19 protein-coding genes are annotated in these 21,449 nt (G+C 63.4%); 13 read left to right on the forward strand and 6 right to left on the reverse strand.

What is annotated here, in order from left to right:
• The first annotated feature begins 74 nt into the window (after positions 1-74).
• The 3 genes from J7I12_RS03790 (at position 75) to J7I12_RS03800 (ending at position 2,793) form a co-directional block, all read left to right on the forward strand.
• Positions 75-638 carry a glycine cleavage system transcriptional repressor gene (locus J7I12_RS03790; RefSeq protein WP_118230629.1) on the forward strand — a complete coding sequence of 188 codons (564 nt, stop codon included), beginning with the start codon at positions 75-77 and terminating at the stop codon, positions 636-638.
• 13 nt (positions 639-651) lie between these two features.
• Positions 652-2,037, forward strand: coding sequence for a PFL family protein (locus J7I12_RS03795; protein WP_118230630.1), 1,386 nt, complete (start codon positions 652-654; stop codon positions 2,035-2,037).
• A 78-nt stretch (positions 2,038-2,115) separates the two neighbouring features.
• Positions 2,116-2,793, forward strand: coding sequence for a DNA-3-methyladenine glycosylase family protein (locus tag J7I12_RS03800; RefSeq protein ID WP_288907850.1), 678 nt, complete (start codon positions 2,116-2,118; stop codon positions 2,791-2,793).
• 140 nt (positions 2,794-2,933) lie between these two features.
• Here J7I12_RS03800 and J7I12_RS03805 read toward each other — a convergent pair whose 3' ends face one another.
• Both J7I12_RS03805 and J7I12_RS03810 read right to left on the reverse strand, forming a co-directional pair.
• A complete protein-coding gene (locus J7I12_RS03805; protein WP_118230632.1) occupies positions 2,934-4,322 on the reverse strand; it encodes an MATE family efflux transporter in 1,389 nt (462 codons plus the stop codon).
• An 11-nt stretch (positions 4,323-4,333) separates the two neighbouring features.
• Entirely contained in the window at positions 4,334-5,185 is an 852-nt protein-coding gene (locus J7I12_RS03810) for a 1,4-dihydroxy-6-naphtoate synthase (RefSeq protein ID WP_302548868.1), read from the reverse strand.
• An 83-nt stretch (positions 5,186-5,268) separates the two neighbouring features.
• Here J7I12_RS03810 and mqnE point away from each other — a divergent pair, with 83 nt between their 5' ends.
• The 3 genes from mqnE to J7I12_RS03825 all read left to right on the forward strand — a co-directional run bounded on the left by mqnE (position 5,269) and on the right by J7I12_RS03825 (position 8,533).
• Positions 5,269-6,411 (forward strand): aminofutalosine synthase MqnE, encoded by a 1,143-nt coding sequence (mqnE, locus tag J7I12_RS03815; RefSeq protein ID WP_288907848.1) that lies wholly within the window; start codon positions 5,269-5,271, stop codon positions 6,409-6,411.
• The gene (gene mqnC, locus J7I12_RS03820; RefSeq protein ID WP_118230635.1) at positions 6,408-7,538 is read left to right on the forward strand and encodes a cyclic dehypoxanthinyl futalosine synthase; all 1,131 of its coding nucleotides are present in this window, start codon (positions 6,408-6,410) and stop codon (positions 7,536-7,538) included. Before mqnE ends, mqnC begins: the two co-directional genes overlap by 4 nt.
• 116 nt (positions 7,539-7,654) lie before the next feature.
• Positions 7,655-8,533, forward strand: a complete 879-nt coding sequence (locus J7I12_RS03825) for a menaquinone biosynthetic enzyme MqnA/MqnD family protein (protein WP_118230636.1) — start codon at positions 7,655-7,657, stop codon at positions 8,531-8,533.
• Positions 8,534-8,742: 209 nt separating this feature from the next.
• Here the strand turns inward: J7I12_RS03825 and J7I12_RS03830 are convergent, their stop codons facing one another.
• Both J7I12_RS03830 and J7I12_RS03835 read right to left on the reverse strand, forming a co-directional pair.
• The gene (locus tag J7I12_RS03830) at positions 8,743-9,582 is read right to left on the reverse strand and encodes a hypothetical protein (RefSeq protein WP_302548859.1); all 840 of its coding nucleotides are present in this window, start codon (positions 9,580-9,582) and stop codon (positions 8,743-8,745) included.
• Positions 9,583-9,632: 50 nt separating this feature from the next.
• Positions 9,633-10,418 carry a sirohydrochlorin cobaltochelatase gene (locus tag J7I12_RS03835; RefSeq protein WP_302548858.1) on the reverse strand — a complete coding sequence of 262 codons (786 nt, stop codon included), beginning with the start codon at positions 10,416-10,418 and terminating at the stop codon, positions 9,633-9,635.
• A gap of 195 nt (positions 10,419-10,613) precedes the next feature.
• On the opposite strand from J7I12_RS03835, the gene rfbD reads away from it, so the two are divergent.
• Together rfbD and J7I12_RS03845 are read left to right on the forward strand one after the other, a co-directional pair.
• The gene (gene rfbD / locus J7I12_RS03840; protein WP_118230638.1) at positions 10,614-11,519 is read left to right on the forward strand and encodes a dTDP-4-dehydrorhamnose reductase; all 906 of its coding nucleotides are present in this window, start codon (positions 10,614-10,616) and stop codon (positions 11,517-11,519) included.
• A complete protein-coding gene (locus J7I12_RS03845; RefSeq protein WP_302548856.1) occupies positions 11,516-12,685 on the forward strand; it encodes a DUF3179 domain-containing protein in 1,170 nt (389 codons plus the stop codon). The genes rfbD and J7I12_RS03845 overlap by 4 nt, the downstream gene beginning before the upstream one ends.
• A gap of 400 nt (positions 12,686-13,085) precedes the next feature.
• Here the strand turns inward: J7I12_RS03845 and polA are convergent, their stop codons facing one another.
• Complete coding sequence (gene polA, locus J7I12_RS03850; RefSeq protein WP_130957685.1) at positions 13,086-15,857, reverse strand: DNA polymerase I; 2,772 nt, start codon at positions 15,855-15,857, stop codon at positions 13,086-13,088.
• Between the two features lie 63 nt (positions 15,858-15,920).
• On the opposite strand from polA, the gene J7I12_RS03855 reads away from it, so the two are divergent.
• From J7I12_RS03855 to J7I12_RS03875, 5 genes are read left to right on the forward strand one after another with little or no spacing between them, the layout of a single operon-like run.
• Positions 15,921-17,075: an MlaE family ABC transporter permease gene (locus J7I12_RS03855; RefSeq protein WP_302413447.1), complete on the forward strand. Its 1,155-nt coding sequence runs from the start codon at positions 15,921-15,923 to the stop codon at positions 17,073-17,075.
• 3 nt (positions 17,076-17,078) lie between these two features.
• Positions 17,079-17,927: an ABC transporter ATP-binding protein gene (locus J7I12_RS03860; protein ID WP_118230640.1), complete on the forward strand. Its 849-nt coding sequence runs from the start codon at positions 17,079-17,081 to the stop codon at positions 17,925-17,927.
• Entirely contained in the window at positions 17,924-18,892 is a 969-nt protein-coding gene (locus tag J7I12_RS03865; RefSeq protein WP_118230641.1) for an MlaD family protein, read from the forward strand. Before J7I12_RS03860 ends, J7I12_RS03865 begins: the two co-directional genes overlap by 4 nt.
• Positions 18,892-19,497, forward strand: coding sequence for a PqiC family protein (locus tag J7I12_RS03870; RefSeq protein ID WP_118230642.1), 606 nt, complete (start codon positions 18,892-18,894; stop codon positions 19,495-19,497). Before J7I12_RS03865 ends, J7I12_RS03870 begins: the two co-directional genes overlap by 1 nt.
• Positions 19,494-20,567: an HD domain-containing phosphohydrolase gene (locus J7I12_RS03875; protein ID WP_130957684.1), complete on the forward strand. Its 1,074-nt coding sequence runs from the start codon at positions 19,494-19,496 to the stop codon at positions 20,565-20,567. Before J7I12_RS03870 ends, J7I12_RS03875 begins: the two co-directional genes overlap by 4 nt.
• Before the next feature lie 58 nt (positions 20,568-20,625).
• Here the strand turns inward: J7I12_RS03875 and J7I12_RS03880 are convergent, their stop codons facing one another.
• A complete protein-coding gene (locus tag J7I12_RS03880; RefSeq protein WP_118230644.1) occupies positions 20,626-21,300 on the reverse strand; it encodes a Crp/Fnr family transcriptional regulator in 675 nt (224 codons plus the stop codon).
• Positions 21,301-21,449 lie beyond the last annotated feature (149 nt).

Genomic DNA, 21,449 nt, shown 5'->3' on the forward strand with positions numbered 1-21,449 from the left:
TCGACCGCCATTACGTGTAAAAAGATTTTTTTGACTTCAAGGCCGTGCCATGCGCGGCATCCCAAGGAAACTCCATGCAAAAGTACACTGCCTCTTTTCTGGGGCGGGATTGCCCCGGCGTGGTGGCTACGGTCAGCCGCATCCTCGAAGAAACGGGCTGCAATATTGAGGAAGTGACCCAGACCATCCTTTCCGGCGAATTCGCGGCCATTTTCGTAGTGGCCGCGCCTGAAGGCTCTGACGCCGAAGGCCTGCGCCAAAAGCTCAGCGCCGGGCTGGAGGCCGCCGGGGTGGACCTTTCCGTGCTGGTGCGGCCGGCCATCAAGGGGCAGTGGGGCACGGACCTGCACTGTGAGCCCTTTGTGGTTACGGCGGACGGGCCGGACAAACCCGGCCTCATTGCGGCCATGAGCCGTGTGTTCGCCCGCCACGGCGTGAATATTGAAAGCCTCAAGGCCATCTTGGGCGAAGGCGGCGCCAACCACGCCCTGTTCGTTTTTGAAGTAATGGTGCCCGAAAGCGTGGACCTGGGTCGGCTGCGCCGTGAACTGGCCTGCGAAGGGCAAAAACGCGAGCTGCGCGTAAGCGTGCAGCACCGGGATATTTTTGAGGCCGTGCATCGGGTAACCCCATTTTAGCGCAGGAAGAACCATGCTTTCCGAACGTGAGATAACCAGCACCCTGAATATGCTCCGCAATGAGCATCTGGACGTGCGCACTGTCACCCTGGGCGTGAGCCTGTTTGACTGCGTAAGCCACGACCTGGACCTTTTCACCGCCAATGTACGCGCCAAACTGCGCCGCTACGCCTCCCAACTGGTGGCCGTGTGCGACGACGTGGGCGACAAGTACGGCATTCCCGTGGTCAACAAGCGCATCAGCGTAAGCCCCATCGCCGTGGTGGCCGCGCCCTTCGGCCCGGACGGCATGGTGCGGGTCTGCCGCGCCCTGGACGAGGCCGCCCGCGAAGCCGGCGTGGACTTTCTGGGCGGCTTTTCCGCCTTGGTGGAAAAAGGCTTTGCCAACGGCGACCGCGCGCTCATCGAGGCCCTGCCCGAAGCCCTCTCCCAAACCGAACGTATCTGCTCTTCCATCAACGTGGCTTCGTCCCGCAGCGGCATCAACATGGACGCCGTGGCTCTCATGGGCCGACAGATCCGTAACGTGGCTGCCGCCACAGCCGATCGCGGCGGCATAGGCTGCGCCAAACTGGTGGTTTTTGCCAACATCCCGCAGGATGTGCCCTTTATGGCCGGGGCCTACCTGGGCGTGGGCGAACCCGACGTGGTCATCAACGTGGGCGTTTCCGGCCCCGGCGTGGTCAAAAAAGCTCTGGACCGCGCCCGCGAGGCAGGCCACAACGCCAAAGGCCGCCGCCTGACCCTGCTGGACATGGCTGAAGTGATCAAACGCACGGCCTACAAAGTGACCCGCGTGGGCGAAATCATCGGCAGCGAAGTGGCCGACCGCCTGGGCATCCCCTTTGGCGTGGCCGACCTTTCCCTGGCCCCCACCCCGGCGGTGGGCGACTCCGTGGGTGAAATTTTTCAAAGCCTGGGGCTTTCCAGCATCGGCGCGCCCGGCTCCACCGCCGTGCTGGCCATGCTCAACGACGCCGTAAAAAAAGGCGGCGCCTTTGCCTCCTCTTCGGTGGGAGGCCTTTCCGGGGCCTTCATTCCCGTGTCTGAAGACTCCAGCATTGAAGCGGCAGCCACCTCCGGGCGGCTGAGTCTGGAAAAGCTGGAAGCTATGACCAGCGTCTGCTCCGTGGGTCTGGACATGATCGCCATCCCCGGTGACACGCCCGCCAGCACCATCGCCGGCATCATTGCTGACGAAATGGCCATCGGCGTCATCAACCACAAGACCACGGCCGTACGCCTCATTCCCGTGCCCGGCAAAAGCGTGGGAGACGAAGTTTCCTTTGGCGGTCTGCTGGGCAAGGCCGCCATCATCCCCGTCACGCAGGGCGACGCTTCGGAATTTATTGCCCTGGGCGGTCGCATCCCCGCGCCCATCCACAGCCTGAAGAACTGACCCGCACGGCCGGGCTACGACGGTGAACCGTCGGAGCCCGGCCCGCTGTTCGCCTCCTTCCGCAACGGGGGAGTCCCCATGCCCGCAGCACCCATCGCCTTTCAGGTCACTGCCCCATATTTCTGTTACGGCTCAAAGGAACTTGCGCACCTTTCCCGGCGCGACGCGCGTCTGGCCCGGGCCATAGAAGCCATCGGCCCTGTGCGGCGCACAGTGCGGCCGGATTTTTTCGCCGCGCTTATGCACGCCATTGTGGGCCAGCAGATAGCCACCAAGGCGCAGGAAACCGTCTGGACGCGCCTGGAAACGGCCCTCGGCCGGGTGACGCCCGCCACAGTAGCCGCCGCCGGGACAGAACTTTTGCAAAAACAGGGGCTTTCCTATCGCAAGGTGAGCTATATGCAGGCTGCGGCGGCCGCCGCCCTATGTGGGGATCTGGACCCGGAGGCCCTGCGCCGCCTGGACGACGCGGCCCTCTGTGCGGCCCTCTGCCGACTTAATGGCGTGGGCGTCTGGACCGCAGAAATGCTCATGCTGTTTTCCCTGCAGCGGCCGGACATCCTGAGCTGGGGCGACCTGGCCATCCAGCGGGGGCTGCGTATGCTCTACCGCCACAAAGAGATGCCCCGGGAACGCTTTGAACGCTGCCGACGGCGCTACAGCCCTTACGGCTCTGTAGCCAGCCTGTACCTCTGGGCCATTGCGGGCGGCGCTCTGCCGGAACTGACCGACCCGGCTGCCCGCCCGCCCCAATAAACGCCCGCCCCAATGCAAGGCGTCCCTACCGATTCCTTTTGGCAAGGCACGTACAACGCCCTCCCGGCGCGCAAGCGCGCAACCAGACGGTGCGCCCTGCGCCGCACGGCAAACGCCAGCCGCCAGAGCCACAGAGCAGATCACCGCCGCACGCGCGTCAACAGGCTTTGGGCCGGCAGCGCGTAAAGATAGCGCAACCGCAGCAGATAGCACACTGCGCCAAAGCCCAGGGCCACAATGTAGGCAATCCAGAAGCCCACGGCGCCCAGAGCCGGGGTCAGCAGGTCGGTGCGTCCCAGCACATAGCCCAGAGGCAGACCGATCAGCGCATAGGCCATAAAGCAGATGACGGAAATAATGCGCGTGTCGTTGTGTCCGCGCAAAATGCCGATGCCCGTGGCCTGTAGGCCATCCAGCACCTGGTAGGCGGCTCCGAAAAGCAGCAGATGGGCGGCCAGGGCCGCCACGGCGGCGTCTTCCGTATAAATGCCCACAATCTGCCGCCGCAGCAGCACCGTAAGCAGGGCTATGCAGAGGGCAAAGATCACGCTGAGGCTCAAGGCCGTACGGGCCACCAGTTTGGCCCTGTCCACCTGCGCCGCGCCCAGGCAGGCCCCCACGCGGATGGTGGCCGTCATGCTGATGGAAAGCGGTACCATAAAGACCAGGGCCCCAAAATTAAGGGCTATCTGATGCCCGGCCACCATGACCGTGCCCAGCGGGGCCAGCAAAATGGCGCTCAGGGCAAACAGCGCCACTTCAAAAAACAGGGCCAGCGCGCCGGGCAGCCCGATGCGCAGCACCCGCAGCACCAGCACACCGTCAAAACGCTCCGGGCCACGCCACAGTGGCCGGAACAGAGGCCGCATGGAGGCGTACTGCCGAGAAAAACGCAGGTGCAGAAACATGCACAGGGCCATGAACCAGAAGCTCACCGCCGAGGCCACGCCGCAGCCCACACCGCCCAGCTCGGGCATGCCCAGCTTACCGTAAATGAACACATAGTTGAAAGGCACGTTGATCACCAGCCCCAGCACCCCGATAATCATAGCCGGACGGGTGCGGGCAAAGCCCTCCAGAAAACCGCGCTGGTTCACAAAAAGCAGAAAGCCCGGCAGGCCCCAGAGCATGGCCCGCAGAAATCCGCCGGAAATGGCCGCCAGATGCGGCGCAAGGCCAAAAGACTCCATCTGCCAGGAAACCGTGTAAAAAAAGCTCATGAGCACCAGGCTCAGGCCAAGCGTCAGCCACAACCCCTGCCGCAGCAGGTGCGCCGCCCTGTCCGGTTGTCCGCTGCCCACGGCCTGAGCACTCAGGGGCGAAAGCGACAGCAGACAGCCAATGCCCAGCAGGGCCACAGGTTGCCACACAGACCCGGCCACGGCCACGGCGGCCATGTGTTCGGCGCTGTATTGGCCGGCCAGGGCCGTATCCACAAAAGCCATGCCCGTCTGGGCCATCTGGGCCACAAAAATGGGCAGCCCGATGGCGTAAAGGCGGCGGGCCTCCACCCAGGAAAAAAACTGCATGTAATCCCTTATTATTCCTCTGGTAAGAACAGTCCGTCCGCAGGTAAACGCTTGCCCTGGAGCACAGCGGCGCGGCCCACCAGATTGTTGATGGCGGCGCGCCCGGCCGTACCCAGATCAAGACTGAATTCGGTCACAAAGGTCTTGATGTGCGCCTCGGTGACGGCCTGCTCCATTTCCTGGGCGTGCGCCCGTACAAATTCCCGCGTGGCTTCAGGGGCGGCCTGGGCGCGGGCCAGACTGGCGGCAATGGCTTCCTGCAGGGCCAGCGCCACGGGGTGCGGCAGATCCCTGCGCACGGCAATGGCCCCCAAAGGCAGAGGCAAATGGTATTCTTTTTCCCACCACTGGCCCAGGTCCAGCACCTTGACCAAACCCAGTCGCTCATAGGTAAAGCGCCCTTCGTGGATGACCAGGCCCATGTCCGCTTCGCCCCTTGCCACAGCGGGCATGACCTCGCTGAACAGCATGGCCCGGCGCGAGCCATGAAAACCGCCGTGCAAAGTCAACAGCAGGTTGGCCGTGGTCATGGCGCCGGGCACAGCCAGGCTGGCCGTGCGCCAAGCCGCGGGGGGCATGCCCTCGCGCGCCACCACCAGTGGGCCGCAGCCCCAGCCCAGAGCCGCGCCCGCCGACAGCAGGGCGTAGTTTTCCATAATCCACGGCACCACGCCCAGGGATACTTTTGTCACGTCCAAGGCTCCCTGGCGGGCCAGGGTATTCAGCTCTTCCACATCGGCAATATGCGGCTGCAGGGGCAGCGGCGCGGGCACCCCACCGTGCAGCAGCGCATGAAAAATGAACGTGTCGTTGGGGCAAGGAGAAAAACCAAGACGCAGTGTTTGCGGATCGGAAACAGACATTATTACCTCACGTTGACAGCACGTAGCGGCCGGGATTAATCTTAAAAAGTTTCACCGTCCCCCTACGCACAGGATGCCTGACCATGCTAGACGCAGCATATTACGCTGACCTCGGCCTTTCGTCCATCTATGATAAGGTGCTGGAAGGCCGCCGCCTGGAGCCCGAAGAAGGGCTCGCCCTGTTCCGTTGCCCCGACCTCACGGCCGTGGGCGCGCTGGCCCTGCACGCCCGTTGCCGCCGTCACGGGCACCGGGCCTTTTATGTCGTTAACCGCCAGATCAACTATACCAACGTCTGCGTCAACGGCTGCGTGTTCTGCGCCTTCCGGCGCGACCACGCGGACGACCCCGGCGCGTTTGTCCTGAGCCACGAAGACATCCTGACCCGCCTGCGTGCGGCCGAGGCCTCCGCCCTGCGCCTGGACGAACTGCACATCGTGGGCGGCTGTCACCCCGACCTGCCCCTGTCCTGGTTTGAAGAGCTGCTGCGCCGCGTACGCGCCGCACACCCCCATTTGCCTATCAAGGCCTTCACTCCGGTGGAAATTGAGCATTTTTCCCGACTGGAGGGCGTAAGCACCCGCACCGTGCTGGAGCGCCTGCAACAGGCGGGCCTGGTCATGATGCCCGGCGGCGGCGCAGAAATTTTTGATGAAGAACTGCGCGCCCGCATCTGTCCGCATAAGGCCGATGCAACCGCATGGCTGCGCGTTTCGGGCGAGGCGCACAGTCTGGGCATCCAGACCAACTGCACCATGCTCTTCGGCCACCTGGAAAGCTACGAGCAGCGCGTGGATCACCTCTGCCGCCTGCGGGACCAGCAGGACAAAACCGGTGGCTTTACCTGTTTTATCCCCTTGCCCTTTCTGACGGAGAACAGCCGCCTCAAACTGCCGGAAGACAAAGTAGGCCCCCAGCGCGGCCTGGACCAGCTGCGTACTGTGGCCGTTTCCCGCTTGCTGCTGGACAACATCCCCCACATCAAGGCCTACTGGATCATGATGGGCCCCAAACTGGCCCCAGTAGCCCTGTGGTATGGGGCTGACGACCTGGACGGCACCATTATTGAAGAGCGCATCGGTCACATGGCTGGGGCGTCTTCGGCCCAGGGCCTGACCATCCATGAGCTGGAACAGATGATCCTGCGCTCCGGTTTTACGCCTGTACGGCGCAATGCCACATTCACCACCCTTTCCGAGACCGCCAGCACGGAGGCGCGCCCGTGACCAGTTTTCTGCCCGCCCACAGTCCTTTTGAAGAATCCGGCCCCGCCTTTGCCGACCTGCGGGAAGCGGCGGCTAAAGCCGCCGCCGGCCAACGCCTGGACCGCCGGGACGCCGAAGCCCTGTACTATAAGGCCAGCCTGCCCACCCTGGCCGGTCTGGCCCACCAGATGCGCCTGCGCCTGCACCCGGAGCCCGTGGTCACCTATGTGGGCGACCGCAACATCAACTACTCCAACATCTGCGTGTGCGGCTGCCGTTTCTGCGCTTTTTTTCGTCCGCCGGAAAACCCGGAAGGCTACGTCATCAGCCGGGAGGAAATGGCGCAGAAAGTGGAAGAAACCCTGCGCCTGGGCGGCACGCAGATTCTGCTTCAGGGCGGTCACCACCCCGATTTGCCCCTGGAGTGGTACGAAGACCTGCTGCGTTGGCTGCGCTCCAACTGGCCGCAGCTGCACATCCACGCCTTTTCCCCGCCGGAAATTTTTTTCTGGTCGCAGAAATTCGGCCTGAGCGTGCCCACGGTGCTGCGCCGCCTCAAGGCCGCCGGCCTGCACTCCCTGCCTGGCGGCGGGGCCGAGATACTGCATACCGCTGTGCGCGCCAGGGTTTCACCCAACAAATGCACGGCAGAACAGTGGCTGGACGTGATGGAAGCCGCCCACCACGAGGGCCTGCGCACCACGGCCACCATGATGTTCGGCCACGAAGAAGAACCCGGCCAGCGTCTGGACCACCTGTTTGCCGTGCGCGCCCTGCAGGACCGCACCCACGGCTTTACGGCCTTCATCCCCTGGACCTTCCAGCCCGCGCACACCCGCATCGCCGTGGACCCGCTGCCGGCTCCAGCCTATCTGCGCCTGCTGGCCGTCTCCCGCCTGGCACTGGACAACGTGCCCAACATCCAGGCCTCCTGGGTGACCATGGGGCCGCAGGTGGCGCAACTGGCATTGTTCTACGGGGCCAACGATTTCGGCTCCCTGATGATCGAAGAAAACGTGGTGGCCGCCGCGGGCGTGTCCTACCACATGAGTCGGCGGGATATCCACAAGGTTATCCGCGCCGCGGGCTTCACGCCCGTGCAGCGCACCATGGACTATACCCCCGTGGACCCGCAGCCGGTGGCATAGGAACGAAATTCTGCCCTATACGGGGAGGGGCCTGCCCCCAGGCGGACCTCTCCCCGGCCTTTTGCCGCCTGAGCCCCGGTTTTGCCCCCTGCCCAACCATCCAGAGAAGGCGCGCCATGAACATCCCCCCCGCTTCCCGCCCAGCGCAGCACCGCGTACTGCGCATGGGCCGCATTGGCTATCTCAATGTATTGCCCATCTACCACCCGCTGGAGGCGGGCATTCTGCCCCACGACTACGAGCTGGTTTCCGGCCCGCCGGCCTTGCTCAACACCATGATGGCGCGGGGCGAGCTGCACGTTTCTTCCTGCTCCTGCTTTGAATACGCCTGCCGCCCGGAACGCTATTTTCTGGTGGAAGACCTTTCCATTGGCTCGCGCGGGCCGGTCATGAGCGTGCTGCTGCTCTCGCGCCGCCCCGTGGAAGAACTGCAGGGCACAGAAATCCTCATCAGCGGCGAGACCCACACTTCCGTAGCCCTGCTGCGCCTGCTCCTGCGCGACCGTTACCACTGCGACGTCACGTATCGGACCGGGCAGGTGACCCCGGCCGTTAACTCCCCCACCCCGCCCGTGGCCTTTCTGGCTATTGGCGACGAGGCCTTGCGCCTGCGCAACCATAAAGACTACCCCTACCGCCTGGACCTGGCCGAAGCCTGGCGCGACTGGACAGGGCTGCCTTTTATTTTTGGCCTGTGGGTGGTGAGCCGCGCGGCGGCGGAAGCGGGCCTTTTTCACGACGACCCGGGGGCGCTGCTGCGCCGGGGGCGGGACTGGGGCCTTGAACACATGGACGTGATTCTGGACCTCACGGCCCACGGCTGCCCCCTCTCACGCGAAGAACTGGACTTTTACTACCGGAAAGGTCTGGTCTACAGCTTAGGCAAAGAAGAACTGCAGGGCTTGCGCTTGTTCTACAACAAACTGGCCCAGGCCGGGCTTATCCCCGCCGTGCCGCCGCTGGAGTTTTTCCGGTTTCCAAACCCAGCCGCGTAGTAACGCTCCGGGGCAAAAAACGCCTGCAACTCACTTTTGCGGCTGCACAAAGTGCGAAAAGTCCTGGGCATTGCCGACACACTACGCCAGCGCAGTTCCGCACCGCGCAGAGGATTTTTACAGAACAACGTACCACAGAACAGAAGCCCTTTGAGAAGATGCTTCTCAAAGGGCTTCTGTTCTGTAAAAAAATCTTTACAAAAAAACTTCTACTGCAAAGCCTTCAAAATGGCCCCACTGGAAGCGGAACTGAGGGGGCTGCCGTCCACCACCACGGCGGGCAAGCGTTTGACGCCGTAGAACTGGCTGATCTGCTGGGCCTGGTAGAGGTTCACATTGCCCGCGTTGTAGCAGTATTTGGCCACGGCCAGCTCCTGGTTGGCCGACACAGGGGGCCGCAGGCGGGCCATATAGCTATAGTGAATGGGGTAGTCCGCAGACTGCACGGTGGCGTCATATTCGTTATTAAAGGGCACGGCCTTGCCATGGGCCTTTTTTTGCGCAGCCTTGACGCTGTTCCAGCGGTCCAGGGCGTAGGTCAGGTAGGACATGGCCTGGCCCGGACGGTTGTGGGCTATCCAGATGGCCATGCCCATAAGGTCCGTGCCGTAGTATTCATGGCTGTTGGCAAAAACGACGATCTTGCACTGGGCGGGTGCAAGGGAGCGGCTGGCTTCGCTTACGGCGTGCCAGAGCTTGGCGCTCTCGGACGCGGCAAAATCCAGGAGCACCAGGATTTCGTGCGGGGCTTTGGGATCGCCAAAAACCACAGGGTAGATTTCTGCTTTCCACTGGGGCCGATAGGCGGCTTCACCTTCAATGCTGGTGACCGTGCCGCCCATCTGGTTGATCATGGCCAGCGCTTCCGGCGAACCGGCCCGCAGATTGGGCAGGCTTTGTCGCAAATAGGGGTTAAACAGGTTGGCATTGCCGCTGTGGACTTCCGAAGGCAGATTCACCGCGCCGCGTGGGGCGCTTTCGCCTCCGGAAAAGCCACAACCGCCCAACAGAAGCCCCACCAGCATCAGGGCCGACAACATTCCGCGCATAGCAACACACCTCACGCAACGATCTTTGGAGCATTCCATATAAGAAGCGTTTATTCCGCAGACGCGAACAGGGGTTGGGCCACGGCCTCAAGGTGCCGCAGCCAAAGTTGGGCAAAACCGTCGTATTCCGCCGTGCCCAGCAGCACGGGGCGGCAGCGGCGACCGCGCTCCTCAATCCGGCTGCGCCAGGACTGGGGCTGCGTGCCGGCCATATCGCGCAGGGCGTGCCGGCCCACCACCGAAAGCAACGGCAAAAGCCAGACCGCAGGGGACGTGAGCCGGGGCAGGATGTCTTCCAGCAGCACTGCGCCGTTCATGGTGCCCACGTGCACACGGGGATCCAAAGCACGCACGGCCGCAGCCAGATCGGCATAACGGCCCACGGCCGCGTGGCGCGCGCCGTGCCCCATGCAGACCACATCCTCGTCGGGCATGCGTTCCGCCGGCAGATGCCGCACCAGGGCACGGGCGGTCTCCTGCACGTCCTCAGGGTTCTGCAGAAGGGGCGTGCCCACCCGGCAGGAGAGGCCTTGTCGGGCGGCCACTTCGGCCACGGCGGCGCAGACCTGCTCGTGCTCACTGCCCGGAATAGTCTGCAAGGGCTGCACGGCCACATGGGTGAAGCGTTCAAAGCCCAGCCGGCTCAGAGCCTTGAGCACGGAATCGCTTTTTTGCCGGGCCTGGGCCAAGCGCTCGCGCAAGAGCAGCGAGGTGAAAGCCCAACGCACGGGAACGCCGGGATAGCGCTGCCGCACAAGGGCGTCAAAGCTCTTGAGGGCGTTCTGCCCCTGGGCGCTGCTCGCGCCAAAGGCCACCAGCAGGATAGCGCGCTTCATGGACAACATGTGTACGTCAGTTGCGGGACGGAAGCAAGCCGGACAGAAGGGCTGCGGCGGCCAGAAACAGAAGTGAAGCCCGCGAAGGGCCTTGTGTTGACCCTTGCCCCCTCGCAAGGATACAGTGCCGCATGCGTTCCCTGCCCCGCCAAGATACTCTTGGTGCGCGGCAAGGGCCGCCGGAGGAATATATCAATGCCAAAAGCGCTGGTTTTGGGGGGCGCTACCGGTCTGCTGGGCCAGGCGCTGGTACGCGTGCTGCGTCAAAACGGCTGGCAGGCAGCCACCCTGGGACGCGGGGACGGCAACCTGCTGAATCTGAACTTTCTGGAAGATCGCGTGGCCGCGGCCGGAGCGGATGTGGTCTTTAACGCCGTAGCCTGGACTGCCGTGGACGACGCCGAGGACCACGCCGAGGAAGCCTGTTTGCTCAACCGCACGCTGCCTGACGCCCTGGCGCGGGTGCTCAAATCGCTGGGCAATGGTCACCTGGTACACTTCAGCACCGATTTCGTCTTTTCCGGCACGGGCGAAACCCCGTGGAAGGAAGAAGACCCGCCCCATCCATCTTCAGTGTACGGCTGCACCAAGCTGGAGGGCGAACAGGCCGTGCTGCGGGTGCTGCCTGAGCGCGCCTGCGTGCTGCGTACGGCCTGGCTTTTCGGTCCAGGGCGCAAAAATTTTGTGGACACCATCCTGGCGGCCTGCCGACGGCGCGACGCCATTACCGTGGTGCACGACCAGACAGGTTCGCCCACCTACAGCCTGGACCTGGCCCAATGGAGTCTGGCCCTGGCCCAAAAACAGGCCACCGGGCTATGGCACGCGGCCAACAGCGGTCAGGCCAGCTGGTGCGACCTGGCCTGTGAGGCCGTTGCGCTGGCGGCGGCGCCCTGCCGGGTTATGCCCATCGATTCGGCGCAGTATCCGCAAAAAGCCCGCCGACCGGAATTTTCCGTGCTGGACACGGGCAAACTCGCCGCCTTTTTGGGCAAAAAACCCCGCCCCTGGCCCCAGGCCCTGCGGGACTATATTTTTTGCGAATATCTGCCCGCTATAAACGGGAACAAAAAACCCGTCCCCTGCGGGGGGGCGCGGTGAAAGCCCGCTTCCGGGCGCTCTGGCGGCCGCTGTTGGCCGCCCTGCTTCTGCTGGCCGCCGTTGCGCCGGGGGTGGGGGCACGCCCGCGCAGCCTGCAAGACCTGGCCGCCATCACCGGCAAGCTGGTGGCAACGGGCATCAAATACGGCGAAATCCCCTCCCTCTACCGTCCCCGTTATGACCGTGTATCCGATGCGGACCTGAGCCTGAGCGGTGACGATGTGGTGTTTGTGGTCCAGCTGCCCGATGGGCCGCGCATCTATCCGCAAAGCATCATGGCCTGGCACCAGGTGGTCAACGAGGTGGTGGACGACAATGCCTATGCCGTCACCTACTGCCCCATTACGGGCACACTCATGGCCTACGACGCTTCTATGGGCGGCCTGAACCTTATTTTCGACCCCGAAGGCCGCCTTTACGACGGCAACAGCGTGCTGGTGGACCGCAATTCCGGCAGTCTGTGGCTGCAGGAAACGGGAATGGCTTTTGACGGCCCGTTGCTGGGCCGGGGCCTGCCGCAATTGCCCGTTTTCTGGACCACCTGGGGCGCAGCCAAAAGCGTCTATCCCAAGGCCAAGGTGCTGGCCAGGCCTCCCGGCAACAGGGCCTATGGGCGCGACCCCTACGGCAGTTACGCGCGCACGGACACCTATTACCAGAACGACCGGCTCATTTACCCCGTGCTGCGGCTGGACCGGCGCTTTCCCCACAAAACCCCCATGCTCTGCCTAGAGTATGAGGGGTCTTTAGTGGCTATTGACATCAAGTATGTCAAAAAGAAGGGCGCGGTAAATTTTTTTGTAGGGCCCCACGCCCTGCTGGCCGCCTATGACGGCAAACTGGGCGTGGTGCGGGTATTCAACCGCCGGGTCTGGAACGATCCTTTCCTGTTCATCGCCCGCTACGGCAAACTGCAGGATCTGACCACACGCAGCCTCTGGAGTCCGGCCACGGGCAAAGCGCTGGACGGCAACATGCTGGGTGCGGGCCTGACGCAGATCTACGGCGTCTATTCCATGTGGTTCGCCTGGTACAGCATGAATCCGGAAACGCTGGTCATTCCCGGGCCCGGCGAAGTGCCCCAGAATCTGCTTTCGCCCAACCCGCCGGGACAAGGCGACGGGCCGCAGAGCTCTATGCCGCGCAGATCCCCCGACAATCCGTAGGACCAGGACGCGCAGAACGCATGGACTTTGGAGCGCACACCGAGAAAAAAACAAGCGCACCCTGTTTGCGTAACTCGGTACTGACCGCGCTTGTTCATGGGCGAAGAAATAGAGGGCAAAAGCGGTCTCGACGGCTTCAAAGGAAACGCGACTTTTTGCGCAGGGAGTGTACTCTTATGGTACTCGACCGGAGCAAAAAGCCGCGCTGACGCCGCCGGAGGGCAAAAAGACCTCCTGCCTTTCGCGACAAACCTGGTCGGGCGCGGACAAAGAGGATTTTTGTTCTCCGGCAAGGAAACGCGACTTTTTGCGCAGGGAGTGTACTCTTATGGTACTCGACCGGAGCAAAAAGCCGCGCTGACGCCGCCGGAGGGCAAAAAGACCTTTGTCCGCGCCCGACCTAGTGGGCGGCGCCCCAATCATGCCCTACCCCCCAATCCACAACCAAAGGCACGGAAAGAGCCTGCCCGCCGGGAGCCACGCCGCTCATGAGGGAGGCCACGCGGGCGCCGGTTTCCTGGGCGGCGTGTTCTGGCACTTCCAGAAGCAGCTCATCGTGAACCTGCAGCAAAAGGCGGGCCTGCAGACGGCTCAGATCCGGGTCGTGGGCCACGGCCAGCATGGCCAGCTTGATGATGTCTGCGGCGGAACCCTGGATAACGGTGTTGATGGCCTGTCGGCGGGCCAGAGCATAGGCTTGGCCGTTGGGAGAATGGATGTCGGGCAACAGGCGACGACGGCCGCCCAGGGTGGTTACGTAGCCCTGACGTTTGGCCGTGGCCTCGACCTCTTCGTAAAAGGCTTTGAGGCCGGTAAGGCGGGCAAAGTAGCGGGCAATGAATTCTTTGGCCTTGACCGTGCCTATTTTCAGCTCCTGACCCAGCTTTTGCGCGCCCATGCCATAGATGAGGCCAAAGTTGATGGTTTTGGCGTTACGGCGCTGGTCCGGACTGATCTGGTCCTGGGGCAGGTCATAGATGAGGGCGGCAGTGCGGGCGTGGATATCCTCGCCCTGGCGAAAGGCCTCCAGCAGAGCTGTATCCTGAGACATATGGGCCAGCACGCGCAGCTCTACCTGCGAGTAGTCGGCGGAAACCAGAGCCCGGCCGGGCCCGGCGATAAAGCAGGCGCGCATGCGTTTGCCCAGGGGGCCGCGCACGGGGATATTCTGCAGATTGGGATTGCTGGAAGAAAGGCGACCCGTGGCCGTGGCCTTCTGGTTGAAGGTGGTGTGGATGCGGCCCTGGGCGTCCACCAGGCGCGGCAAAGGGTCCAGATAGGTGGAGCGCATTTTTTCCAGCTTGCGGAACTGGAGGATGCTCTCTACCACCGGGTGGTGGCCGGCAAGTTTTTCCAGGGTTTCCTGACTGGTGGAGGCCTGTCCGCCGCGCGTCTTGCGCGGGGCCGGCAGCTTGAGGGTATTGAAGAGCACCTCGCCCATTTGCTGGGCCGAACGGATGTTAAAGGTAACGCCCGCTGCCGCATAGACCGTTGCCGTAAGCCGATCCAGCTCGGCCTGCACGTCGGCCAGAAAGGACTGAAAGGCCGCCGCGTCGATGGCCACGCCATAGCCTTCCATAGAAGCCAGCACGGGCGCCAGGGGCAGCTCCAGACGGCGGTAGAGGGGCAGCAGACCGTCGGCCGTCAGGCGTTCTTCCAGCACAACGGCCATACGCAGGGCCAGGGCCGCCGGCCCCATGCCGCTGCGCCTGAGGGGCGCGCCCCAGTAGGCGGCCAGACGAGGCCAGGCATAGTCGCTTTCTTCCGGATTAATGAGGTAGGCGGCCAGCCCCAGGTCGAAGCAAAAGGGCGGTTGCCTGTCCTGCGCCAAGCCCTGCCAGCAGGCCTCGCCCACCAGCAGACCTTTGAGGTCGGCAAGGACTAGGCGGCGCGCGTCTTTCAACCAGGCGCAAAGGGCCGCGGCGGTGCCGCCCCAGCGCACTTCGGTGCAGGAACAGGCCTCCCCGTCGGGCGCAGTCCGGCCTGCAGCATCCGTGTGCCATACAGCCACATGGGGCGGCTTGTCCGGCCCACCGGGCCAGATGCAGGCCACGTCCAGCCCGGTGCAGGGGGGCAGATCCGCAACCTTGGCTGCCAGGGGCAGATCGGGTTCTTCCAGCACTTCCAGCAAACTCATCTGCGGGCCAGCGCCCTGGGGAGGGACCGATGGGGCGGTTGCGGCCGACGGCGGTTCCCCGCTGGAAACGGCAGCCGCTGCAGGCGCGGCCGAGGGGGAAGACGCGCCCGCTGCGTCCGTATCCGGAGCTCCGGCATCCCGCCACTGCAGGCGCTCCAGCGCGGCCATGTCCCGCCGCAGGGCGTGCAGCTCAAATTCTTCGGCCAGGGAGGCGCAGGCCGCGGCGTCCAAAGGCCGCACACGCATGTCCTCCAGGCGCACATGGGGGCAGGCCGCGTGCGACAGGGCGGTCAGCTCCCGCCAAAGAAACATGTTCTCCAGATGATCGCGCAGCTTGTCCTGCAGCTTGGGCGGCAGCAGGGCGAAGTGGTCGCGGATGTCCTCCAGGCTGGGGCAGATTTCAAAGATTTTTTGCGCCGTCTTGGGGCCGATGCCGGGCACGCCAGGGATGTTGTCGCTGGTGTCGCCCACCAGGGCCTGCACGTCGGCCCACTGGTCGGGGGCAAAGCCCGTTTCGGCGGTAAAGGTCGCCGCGGAAAGCAGCTTTTCTTCGCGGAAGGCAGGGTCCCACATGTATACATCGGGTCCCAGGCACTGCTTGAGATCCTTGTCGCCGCTGACGATGACCACAGGCCGCTTACCGGAAAGGCGCGCCGCCAACGAGGCTATGCAGTCGTCGGCCTCGCAGCCCTCGGAAACTTCGCGGGGAATGCCCAGGGCCCGCACCATCCGGGCAATGGGCTCCAGCTGGCGGACGAGATCTTCAGGCGTGGCCTCGCGGTTAGCCTTGTAGAGCGGATAGATGTCGTGCCGGAAGTTCTTGCCCTTGCCGTCCTGCACAAAAAGGAAATGCCGGGGGCGTTCCTCCCGCAGTATCCGCAGCAGCACGCGGGTGACCACCACCAGCGCGTTGGTGGGGAAGCCGTCGGAACGCTGCATATTGCGGTTGGCGAAAAATCCCCGATAAATGAATGCGGTGCCGTCCATAAGAAAAACGGGCTCCGCGGCAAGATTGAGGCGGCTTTTAAGCGACATGACAACTCGCGGGTGCTGAAGGTGACAGGAGGCGCGGCGCGCGGGGACAGGCCCCTTGCGAAGATGCAGTCCGACGCATATACTATAGAGATGGAAACAAGTGCGCAAGTAACCGCCGCCCTGCAGGGGCCTCTGCTTTGCGTCCGCGTGGGCGGCCGCTGGGACATGGAGGCCCCTTGGCCTCCGGACGCCCAAAACGCCCTGCGGCAGGCCGCAGACCCGCGCGTGGCCCAGCTGGAGGTGACCAGCGAAGCCTTGGGCCCGTGGGACAGCAGCCTGCTGGTCTTTCTTGTGCAGCTGCTCAAGACAGCCCACGCCCGAAAGCTCATGGTGCGCACGGAGCTGCCCGACGGCCTGGAACGACTGCTGCGCCTGGCCTTTGCCGTGCCCGCCAAGGAAGGCGCAGGCAAAACCACGCAACGCCCTGGCCTGCTGGCCGAACTGGGCGGCCGGGCCTTGGGCCTGCCGCCAAAAGTGCGGGATTTTCTTGATTTTCTTGGCGATGTAACCCTGGCGCTGGGGCGGCTTTGCGTGGGCCGGGCCAATATGCGCGCGCAGGATATGCTCACGGCCATGTACGAATGCGGCGTGCTGGCCCTGCCCATTATTTCTCTGACCAGCCTGCTGTTTGGCCTGATCCTGGCCTTTGTGGGCGCGGTGCAGCTGACCCAGTTCGGCGCGCAGATCTATGTGGCGGGGCTGGTGGGCATTGGCATGCTGCGGGTCATGGGGGCCATTATGGTGGGGGTGGTCATGTCCGGTCGGGTGGGCGCGGCCTACGCGGCCCTGATCGGCACCATGCAGGTCAATGAGGAAGTGGACGCCCTTTCCGCTCTGGGCATTTCGCCGGTGGATTTTCTGGTCCTGCCCCGGGTGCTGGCCCTGACTCTGATGATCCCGCTGCTGACCATCTATGCCGACCTCATGGGCGTGTTGGGCGGCTTTGTGGTGGGCACCCTCATGCTGAACCTGAATTCTATGGAATACGCCAACGCCACCGTGCAGATGGTGCCCTTCAAACATGTGCTTATCGGCTTGGTCTACGGCACGGTGTTTGGCGTCATCGTGGCCCTGGCGGGCTGCTACCAGGGGCTGCGCTGCGGGCGCAGCGCCCAGGCCGTGGGTCGGGCCACCACCACGGCCGTGGTGCACGCCATTGTGGGCATTATCGTGGCCACATCCATTATTACCGTCATCTGCAACGTTCTGCAGGTCTGAACCATGAACGCGCCTCTTCCCGCCGCTTCCGCCGCTGCACCCCAGGACGTCCGCATCCGCGTGCGCGATCTCACCGTGGGCTACGGCTCCTTTGTGCTCATGCGGGACGTGAGCTTTGACGTACGCACCGGGGATATTTTTTTTATCATGGGCGGTTCGGGCTGCGGCAAAAGCACCCTGCTGCGCGCCCTCATGGGCCTGAAACGCCCGCAGACGGGACAAGTGCTGTACAGCGGCACAGATTTCTGGAACGGTACGGAGGCAGAACGCCGCCGCATCATGCGCCACACGGGCGTGCTGTTTCAGGGCGGCGCGCTGTGGAGTTCCATGACGCTGGCGGAGAATGTGGGCCTGCCCTTGCAGCAGTACACCAGCCTGGGCCCGGAAGAAATCCGGGAGCAGGCCGCCCTTAAACTGGCCCTGACCGGTCTGGCCGGCTTTGAGGACTACTACCCCTCGGAAATCAGCGGCGGCATGCGCAAACGGGCGGGGCTGGCCAGGGCTCTGGCCCTGGACCCGGCCATTCTGTTTCTTGACGAACCCTCCGCCGGGCTGGACCCCGTGAGCTCCCGCCTGCTGGACGACCTTATCCTGGAGCTGCGGGACAGCCTGGGGGCCACCTTTGTCATTGTTTCGCACGAGCTGGCCAGCATTTTTGCCATCGCCAGCAACAGCATTTTTCTGGACGCCCAGACCAGGGTGGTGGCCGCGCAGGGCCGCCCTGACCTGTTGGCGCAGAACCCAACCACTGCGGAAAGCGCCCGGCTGTTTCTGACCAGGGGCGCGCCCCGCGCCGCAGACCCGGAAGACGCCGGAGTCGTCTCGACAAAGGATAAGGATACAGCCTCATGAGCAAGCCCGTTTCCAAAACCGCCGTAGGCGCCTTTGTGCTCTGCGCGCTTACCCTGTTTGTGCTGAGCATTCTCTGGCTGGGCGGCAGCCGCCTGTTCAGCAACGACATGGAATACGTGCTCTATTTCGATGGTTCGGTGAGCGGCCTTTCCACAGGCGCCCCCGTGGTTTTTCGCGGCGTGCCCATGGGCAGCGTCACGCGCATCAACCTAGTGGCCAATGCGCGTGATTCCAACGTCACCATCCCGGTCTACATCCGTATCGACGAACGCAGTTTTGTGTTGGCCAAAAACGCCAGTGCGCCGGGGGAAGGCTTTCATGAGGAAATCATCCGCCGCATGGTGCAGCGGGGCATGCGGGCGCGGCTGCAACTGCAGAGCCTCATTACCGGGCAATATCGCATTGAGCTGGATTTTTACCCCGGCAGCCCGGCCAATTTCCGCTCTTCCACGCCGGAGGATGAAATCCCCACCATTCCATCGCCTATGGATACGCTCCAGAGCACCATCCAGCGCCTGCCTCTGGAGCGCATGGCCGCCTCGCTGAACACTGTCCTGCAAAATCTGGCCAATGCCCTGGAGCAGAACCGCCTGGAACGGGGACTGACGGCTTTTGCCGATACCTTTGAAGAGATGCGCGATCTGCTGCGTACAAGCCCCATGCGCCTGCACGCGGAACAGATTATGCAAAATATGGATACGGCCAGTGGCGCAGTGGAACGCGAACTGCCCACCACCCTGCTTGCCTTCCGTCAAGCGATGGAAAACATGGCCGTGGCCGCCCAGCAGCTGCGCGCCGCCACGGCCTCGGCCCAGGGCGTGCTGGGGCGGGATTCGCCCGCCATGGCCGACCTGCGCCGTATGCTCAAGGAAGGCTCGGACGCCGCGCGTGCCCTGCGCACCCTGGCCGATATGCTGGAACGCAACCCTGAAGCCCTGCTCAAAGGCAGGCAAGGGAGACACTGATGCCCCGCCTTCTGCCCCTTGCGCTCATGGCGCTGCTGCTCTGCGCCTGCGGACGCAGCGCCCCCACCAACTACTACCTGCTGGAGGCCGCCCCCGTGTCCACCGGTGCAGAGGCCCTGCCCGCCCGCACCCTGCGCCTGGCCCCCGTGGCGCTGCCCGAATATCTGGACCGCAACGGCATGGTCACCCGTGGGCCCGGCACGCAGGTTACTGTGGCCCAGTTCCACCTGTGGGCCGAATCCCTGCAGGCCAGCGTGCGCCGCAGCGTGCAGGGCGTTCTGGCCCCGGCCTTGCTGGCTGCGGGCGTCACCGTGCTGGCCCCGGCCGATGAGGACAAAAGCGACTATCTTCTGCAGCTGGACCTGCAGCGCCTGGACGGCAGCCTTACAGGCACGGCCGTACTGGAAGCGCGCTGGACGCTGCGGGACCGGCAGGACGCCGTGCTGGACCGGGGCCTCTACACGGCAGAGGAAGCCGTGCACGGCAAAGGCGCAGCAATGCGCGAGGACTACGCGGCCCTGGCCGCCGCTGAAAGCCGCCTAGTGCAGGGCCTGGGGGCGCATCTGGCCGCGCGTTTGCCCGCACTGCTGCGGGGACGACCATGAAGCCCGACCTGGACAACCAACACTGCCGCGTGCTTCTGGTAGACGACGCACCGGAAAACCTGCGCATCCTCAGTGAAAGCCTGCGCGACGACTATACCATCATGTTCGCCAAAAACGGGCCGGACGCCCTGCGCCTGGCCCGCCGTCAGCCGCCGGACCTCATCCTGCTGGACGTGATCATGCCCGGCATGGACGGCTATGAGGTCTGCCGCCGCCTCAAAGAAGACGCCGTAACCCGCGACATCCCCATCATGTTCATCACCGCCCAGAACGAAGAAACGGACGAGGCCACGGGCCTTTCACTGGGCGCGCAGGACTATGTTATCAAGCCGTTCCGAGCCTCTCTGGTACGCAACCGGGTGGCCAATCAGCTCAGATACAAACGCTACCGCGACCACCTCAATGATCTGGTGCGCGAACGCACCCGCCAGCTTTCTCTGACGCAAGAAGCCACCATTATTGCTATGGCAAGCCTGGCCGAATGGCGCGATACCGAAACGGGCGCGCACATCCGCCGCACGCAGAACTACGTCAAGGCCCTGGCCAAACACATGTCCGGCCTGCCCGACTATGCGGCGCAGCTGGATGCCGACGCCATCTTCTGGCTGTATCTTTCAGCTCCGCTGCACGACGTGGGCAAGGTGGCCATTGCCGACACCATACTGCACAAGCCGGGCCCCCTTACCGATGAAGAATATGAAGCCATGAAAGCCCATACCGTACACGGCTGGGCCGTGCTTTCCGCCGCCGATCAAATGCTGGGAGAAAACTCCTTTTTGCGCGTGGCCAGCGATATTGCCTACTGCCACCACGAACGCTGGGACGGCCGGGGCTATCCGCGCGGGCTCAAGGGAGAAGAAATCCCCCTTTCCGCCCGGCTCATGAGCCTGGCGGACGTTTACGACGCCCTGCGCAGCAAGCGCGTCTACAAGGCGCCCATGCCCCACCCAACGGCGGCCGCCATTATCCAGGACGGCAGCGGCAGCCAGTTTGACCCTGATGTGGTCAAAGCCTTTCTGGCCATTCAGGACAAGTTTGAAGCAATAGCCACCCGGTTCAACGACGCCTAGCGCAAGGCGCATCGCTCAATGCGGGCTGCGCCGCCCATCCTTTCCCTTCTTCTGCCATTCAGCTCTCCACAAGTTTGAAAAATACCTCCGGCTGCAGAATGGTGATGTTGTCCCTGGTAAACGGGCCAAACATTCCGTTCTCCTCCTGCTGGCGCAGCACCTTGTACAGCGAGATGCGGTGCACGCCGAGCAAGGAGGCCATCTCCTGTCGCGACATGCCCAGTTCCGCCTTGAGCGGATCACTGCCCGGTTGCAGCCGCTGGGCCAGGAACTTGCATGTACGCACCAGCACATTGTCCAGATAAAGCGATGACGCCTGGTTGGACAGTATCCTCAATTTCCTCGACATGGATTCCAGCAGATTGATGATGAGATCAGGCCGGGCCGTGTTGATCTCCTTCAGGGCTTCCTGAGTAAATTCGTAGGCTATACAGTCTGTTACGCAAGAAAAATAGCTTTCTGCCGGCATGGGGTCGAAAAAAGGCGTTTCGCCAAACAGGCAGCCCCCCCGAATGTACCAGAGGATTTTTTCTACCCCCTCAAGGTTCTGGTGCGTCAGGCGCACCTTGCCGCGTTCCAGAAAGTACAGGGCGCGCCCAAACTGCACGCAGTGCCCCTTGGACCAGACCACCCGTTTCCCCAAGTGCAGCACCTCACGCCAGGGGGTATTCATATTATTCATTTCTTTGAAGGCCATACCGCGCGAATAACCGTGTTCGGAATTTTCTCGCATAGCATAATCCTCCATGGTTTTTCTGATGACCATAATCCTAAAGGAAACAGAATGTGAAAAATGTTGCAATGGGAACACGCAAAACAACCAGAACGGCATATGCTTTAATCGTGGGATGAAAGTAACTATTTTCCAACTAGTTACCATTC

It is taken from the genome of Desulfovibrio diazotrophicus (assembly GCF_902498985.2).
Classification (GTDB): Bacteria; Desulfobacterota; Desulfovibrionia; order Desulfovibrionales; family Desulfovibrionaceae; genus Desulfovibrio; species Desulfovibrio legallii.

Bases quoted from the DNA above. Each gene is read 5' to 3' on its own strand.
- J7I12_RS03790 (WP_118230629.1), top strand. From the start codon at position 75: ATGCAAAAGTACACTGCCTCTTTTCTGGGGCGGGATTGCCCCGGCGTG.
- J7I12_RS03795 (WP_118230630.1), top strand. From the start codon at position 652: ATGCTTTCCGAACGTGAGATAACCAGCACCCTGAATATGCTCCGCAAT.
- J7I12_RS03800 (WP_288907850.1), top strand. From the start codon at position 2,116: ATGCCCGCAGCACCCATCGCCTTTCAGGTCACTGCCCCATATTTCTGT.
- J7I12_RS03805 (WP_118230632.1), bottom strand. From the start codon at position 4,322: ATGCAGTTTTTTTCCTGGGTGGAGGCCCGCCGCCTTTACGCCATCGGG.
- J7I12_RS03810 (WP_302548868.1), bottom strand. From the start codon at position 5,185: ATGTCTGTTTCCGATCCGCAAACACTGCGTCTTGGTTTTTCTCCTTGC.
- mqnE (WP_288907848.1), top strand. From the start codon at position 5,269: ATGCTAGACGCAGCATATTACGCTGACCTCGGCCTTTCGTCCATCTAT.
- J7I12_RS03825 (WP_118230636.1), top strand. From the start codon at position 7,655: ATGAACATCCCCCCCGCTTCCCGCCCAGCGCAGCACCGCGTACTGCGC.
- J7I12_RS03830 (WP_302548859.1), bottom strand. From the start codon at position 9,582: ATGCGCGGAATGTTGTCGGCCCTGATGCTGGTGGGGCTTCTGTTGGGC.
- J7I12_RS03835 (WP_302548858.1), bottom strand. From the start codon at position 10,418: ATGAAGCGCGCTATCCTGCTGGTGGCCTTTGGCGCGAGCAGCGCCCAG.
- rfbD (WP_118230638.1), top strand. From the start codon at position 10,614: ATGCCAAAAGCGCTGGTTTTGGGGGGCGCTACCGGTCTGCTGGGCCAG.
- polA (WP_130957685.1), bottom strand. From the start codon at position 15,857: ATGTCGCTTAAAAGCCGCCTCAATCTTGCCGCGGAGCCCGTTTTTCTT.
- J7I12_RS03855 (WP_302413447.1), top strand. From the start codon at position 15,921: ATGCAGTCCGACGCATATACTATAGAGATGGAAACAAGTGCGCAAGTA.
- J7I12_RS03860 (WP_118230640.1), top strand. From the start codon at position 17,079: ATGAACGCGCCTCTTCCCGCCGCTTCCGCCGCTGCACCCCAGGACGTC.
- J7I12_RS03865 (WP_118230641.1), top strand. From the start codon at position 17,924: ATGAGCAAGCCCGTTTCCAAAACCGCCGTAGGCGCCTTTGTGCTCTGC.
- J7I12_RS03870 (WP_118230642.1), top strand. From the start codon at position 18,892: ATGCCCCGCCTTCTGCCCCTTGCGCTCATGGCGCTGCTGCTCTGCGCC.
- J7I12_RS03875 (WP_130957684.1), top strand. From the start codon at position 19,494: ATGAAGCCCGACCTGGACAACCAACACTGCCGCGTGCTTCTGGTAGAC.
- J7I12_RS03880 (WP_118230644.1), bottom strand. From the start codon at position 21,300: ATGCGAGAAAATTCCGAACACGGTTATTCGCGCGGTATGGCCTTCAAA.